Raw genomic sequence first — 5027 nt, forward strand, 5'->3', positions numbered from 1 at the left:
CGTCGCGGGCGGCCTGTCGCTGCGCGACGCGGCCCGGATCGTCGCGGTGCGCAGCCAGTTGGTGCGCGACAAGCTCGCGGGCCTGGGCGGCATGATGTCCGTCGCCCTGCCCGTCGACCGCGTCGAGGAACTCCTCCAGCCGTACGCGGGCCGTCTCTCCGTCGCCGCCGTCAACGGCCCCGCCGCCGTGGTCGTCGCGGGTGAAGTCGCCGCGCTGGACGAGGTGTTCGAGGCCTGTGAGCGCGACGGCGTCCGGGCCCGCAAGGTCAAGGTCGACTACGCCTCGCACTCGCAGCAGGTCGAGATCATCGAGGCCGACCTCCGCAAGGTCCTCGCCCCGGTGGCCCCGCTCGCCGGCCGGGTGCCGTTCTACTCCACCGTCGTCGGCGGCTACCTCGACACCGCCACGATGGACGCCGACTACTGGTACCGGAACCTGCGCGGCCAGGTCGGCTTCGAGCCCGCCATCCGTACGCTGATCGCCGAAGGCACCGGCTGCTTCCTGGAGATGTCCCCGCACCCGGTGCTGACCATGGCCGTGGAGGACGCCGTCGAGGCGGCCGAGGCCAACGGCCGGGTCTCGGTGGTGGGTTCGCTGAAGCGGGACGAGGGCGGCCTGCCGCGCTTCCTGCTCTCCCTGGGCCAGGCCCACGCCGCCGGCGTGAAGGTCGACTGGCAGGCGGCGTTCACCGGCGCCCGGGCCGTCGACCTGCCCACCTACGCCTTCCAGCGCAAGCACTACTGGCTGGACGCCACCGGCCTCGCCGACGCCTCGGCGGTCGGCCTCGGCCGGGTGGAGCACCCGGTGCTGGCGGCGGCCGTGCAGGTCGGCGACCGCGACGAGTGGGTGTTCACCGGCCGGGTCTCCGCGCAGGGGCAGCCGTGGGCCAACGACCACGCGCTGTTCGGCACGGTCGCCCTGCCGGGCGCGGCGCTGGTGGAGCTGGTGCTGTCGGCCGGCCGCCACGTCGGCTGCGCCGTGGTCGAGGAGCTGAGCCTGGACGCCCCGCTGGTGTTCGGCGAAGACGCCGCCGCCCGCGTGCAGGTGACGCTCGGCCAGGCCGACGCCGAGGGCCGCCGCGAGGTGGCGGTCTACTCGCGGCCGGACTCCGGCGAGGACCAGGCCGCCGAGGCGGTCTGCCACGCCCGCGGCCGCCTGGCGGTCGACGCCGACCGCCGGGCGGCCCGGCTGGGCGGCGAGTGGCCGCCGGCCGGCGCCGAGCCGGTGTCGGTCGACGAGCTGTACGCGTCGCTGGCCGAACTCGGCCTGGACTGCGGCCCGTTGATGCAGTGCGCGCAGTCGGCGTGGCGCAGCGGCGGCGAGGTGTTCGCCGAGCTCGGCCTGCCGGACGGCGCCGAGCCCGGAAGCTTCGCCGTTCACCCGACCCTGCTGGAGTCGGCGCTGCACGTCACCCACCGGCCGGGCGCCGAGGCGCTGTCCTCGGCGGTGTCCTGGTCGGGCGTGCGGCTGGCCGGTGAGGGCTTCTCCCGGGTGCGGGCGCGGCTCGCCCCGGTGGGCGAGGGCCTGTTGCGGCTGGACCTGTTCGACGCGGACGGCGTCTCGGTCGTGCACGTGGACCGGATCGCCGTGCGGGCGGCCGACCCGGCTCGCTTCGGGCGTGCGCGCCGGGGCCCGGCCCCGCTGTTCCGGCTGGACTGGGTGCCCGTGCAGGTCCCCGCGGCCAAGCCGGCCCGGCTGGCCGCGCTGGGCGACGCCGCCCCGGGCCTGTCCGACCGGCACGCCGACCTGACGGCGCTGCGGCAGGCCGTCGCGGCGGGCGCGCCCGCCCCGCAGGCCGTGCTGGCCGCGCTCGACACCCCGGCCGAGGCACTGGCGCTGGTGCGGGACTGGACGGCCGCCGGGCCGCTGGACGCGGCGACGCTGGTCGTGGCCACCCGCGCGGCCGCCGCTGTCGGCGGCGAGGCCCCCGACGCCGCGCAGGCCGCGGTGTGGGGCCTGGTGCGCGCCGCGCAGTCCGAGCACCCGGGCCGCTTCCTGCTGGTGGACCTGGACGGCGGCGCCGAACCGGAGTGGGCCGCGCTGCTCGGCCCGGACGAGCCGCAGCTGGCCGTCCGCGCCGGCAAGGCGCTCGCTCCCCGCCTCAGCCGGCTCTCCGCCTCCGCCGCGGCGGACGGCGCGCGGGAGCTCGACCCGGACGGCACCGTCCTGGTCACCGGCGACTTCGGGGCCCGCTTCGCCGAGCACCTGATCGCCCGCCACGACGCCCGGCACCTGGTGCTGGCCGTCGCCCCGGAGCACGCCGACGCGCTGGCCGCCGAGCTGGCGCCGCTCGGCGACCGGCTGCGCGTCGCGCCCTGCGACCTCGCCGACCGGGACCAACTGGCCACGGTCGTCGCCGGGTTGGAGCACCCGCTGACCGCCGTCGTGCACGCCGCCGGCGCGCCCGAGGCGGGCCTGGTCGAGACGCTGAGCCCCGACCGCCTGGCGGCGGTGCTGCGCGCCACCGTCGAGCCGGCCCGGCACCTGCACGAGCTGACCGCCGGCGCGGACCTGGCCGCGTTCGTGCTCTGCTCCGCCTTCGAGGGCCTGGCCGGCATCCCCGGCCAGGCCGCCCGCTCCGCCGCGGATGCGGCGTTGACCGCTCTCGCCGCCGCCCGCCGCGCGGCCGGCCTGCCCGGCACCGCGCTCGCCTGGGGCTTCTGGGCGGACGGCCGGGGCGCCGCCGACGCCGGCTCGGCCGACGCGGCGCTGGTCGCCCAGGCCGGTATCCGGCCGCTGACCGCCGCGACGGCCCTGGACCTGTTCGACCGCGCCCTGGCCGCCGCCGAGCCGCTGCTGGCCCCGGTCGAGCTGGACCCGGCCGTCCTGCGCGAGCAGGCCCGGGCCGGGCTGCTGCCCGCCCTGCTGCGCGGCCTCGTCCGAGTGCCGGCCCGGCGCTCGGCCTCCGGCCGCACGCTGGCGCTGCGGCTGGCCGAGGTGCCGGAGGCCGAGCGGCTGGGCGCGGTGCTCGACCTGGTGCGGGCGCAGGTCGCGTCCGTGCTCGGCCACGACTCCGCCGACGAGGTGGACGGCGACCGGGCGTTCAAGGAGCTCGGCTTCGACTCGGTGATGGCCGTCGAGCTGCGCAACCGGCTGGCGCAGAGCACCGGCGTGCCGCTGCCCGCGACCGTCGTGTTCGACCACCCGACGCCGCAGGCCGTCGCCCGGCTGCTGCTCGCGCAGGCGGACGGCACCACGGACACCGCCGCCCCGGTCGCGCAGAAGCGGCAGGGCTCGGTCGACGAGCCGCTGGCCATCGTCGGCATCGGCTGCCGCTACCCCGGCGGCATCGCCTCCGCCGAGGACCTGTGGCGGGTCGTCGCCGAGGGCCGCGACGTGGTCGGCCCGTTCCCGACCGACCGCGGCTGGGACCTGACGAAGCTCTACGGCGACGCGGCCGAGCTCGGCACCAGCACCTCCCGCGCCGGCGGCTTCGTCAACGGCATCGGCGACTTCGACGCCGACTTCTTCGGCATCAGCCCGCGCGAGGCCGTCGCCATGGACCCCCAGCAGCGCCTGCTGCTGGAGACCTCCTGGGAGACCCTGGAGCACGCGGGCATCGACCCGACCTCGCTGCGCGGCAGCGACACCGGCGTGTTCGTCGGCATCACCGGCGCCGACTACTCGGTCAACGTGCCCGAGGAGTACGAGGGCTACCGGCTGACCGGCACCATGACCAGCGTCGCCTCCGGCCGGATCGCCTACACCCTCGGCCTGGAGGGCCCGGCCCTCTCGGTGGAGACGGCCTGCTCCTCCTCCGGCGTCGCCCTGCACCTCGCCGCGCAGGCGCTGCGGGGCGGCGAGTGCTCGCTGGCCCTCGCCGGCGGCGTGACCTTCATGACCACGCCGGTCATCATGACCGAGTTCAGCCGCCAGCAGGCCGTCTCGGGCGACGGCCGCTGCCGCGCCTACGCGGCCTCCGCCAGCGGCACCGGCTTCTCGGACGGCCTCGGCCTGGTCGTGCTGGAGCGGCTGTCGGACGCGCGCCGCAACGGCCGCCGCATCCTCGGCCTGATCCGCGGCACGGCCGTCAACCAGGACGGCGCCAGCAACGGCCTCACCGCGCCCAACGGCCCCTCGCAGGAACGGGTGATCCGGCAGGCGCTCGCCAACGCCGGGCTGTCGGCGGGCGAGGTGGACGCCGTCGAGGGCCACGGCACCGGCACCGTGCTCGGCGACCCGATCGAGGCGCACGCCCTGCTGGCCACCTACGGCCAGGAGCGCGACGGCGAGCCGCTGTGGCTCGGCTCGATCAAGTCCAACATCGGGCACACCTCGGGCGCCTCCGGCGTCGCCGGCCTGATCAAGATGGTCATGGCGATGCGCCACGAGGTGCTGCCGCAGACGCTGCACGTCGACGCGCCGTCCCCGCACATCGAGTGGCAGACCGGCGAGGTCGAGCTGCTGACCGAGGCCCGGCCGTGGCCCGCGGGCGAGCGCCCGCGCCGGGCGGGCGTGTCGTCCTTCGGCGTCAGCGGCACCAACGCGCACATCATCGTCGAGGAGGCCCCCGCCGACCTGCGGGCCGTCGAGCCCGCGGCGCGGACCGCCCCGGCCGTGCCGGTGCTGCTCTCCGCCCGGACCGGGGCGGCGCTGCGCGCCCAGGCCGAGCGGCTGCGCCGGCACCTGCTGGAGAACCCCGGGCTCTCCGTCCTCGACCTCGGGTACTCCCAACTGACCACCCGGGCCCGGCTGGAGTACCAGGCGGTGCTGGTCGCCGCCGAGCGGGACGACCTGGCCGCCGAGCTCGCCGCCTTCGCGGTCGGCGAGGTGACCGAGCGCACGGCCACCGGACGGGCGGCCTCCTCGGCCGTCAAGCCGGTGTTCGTGTTCCCCGGCCAGGGCGCGCAGTGGGTCGGCATGGCCGTCGAACTGCTGGACACGGCGCCGGTGTTCGCGGCGGAGATCGCGGCCTGTGGCGAGGCGTTGGCCGAGTTCGTGGACTGGAACTTGGAGGACGTGCTGCGCGGCAAGGCGGGTGCGCCGTCGTTCGAGCGGGTGGACGTGGTCCAGCCGGCGCTGTTCG

At 77.1% G+C, this 5027-nt stretch carries 1 protein-coding gene; it reads left to right on the plus strand.

All coding sequences use genetic code 11. The features are described from left to right. A partial coding sequence (locus VM95_RS43030; RefSeq protein WP_045705569.1) for a type I polyketide synthase occupies positions 1-5027 on the plus strand: 5027 nt, incomplete at both ends.

Origin of the sequence: Streptomyces rubellomurinus, from assembly GCF_000961885.1 — a bacterium.
Classification (GTDB): domain Bacteria; phylum Actinomycetota; class Actinomycetes; order Streptomycetales; family Streptomycetaceae; genus Kitasatospora; species Kitasatospora rubellomurina.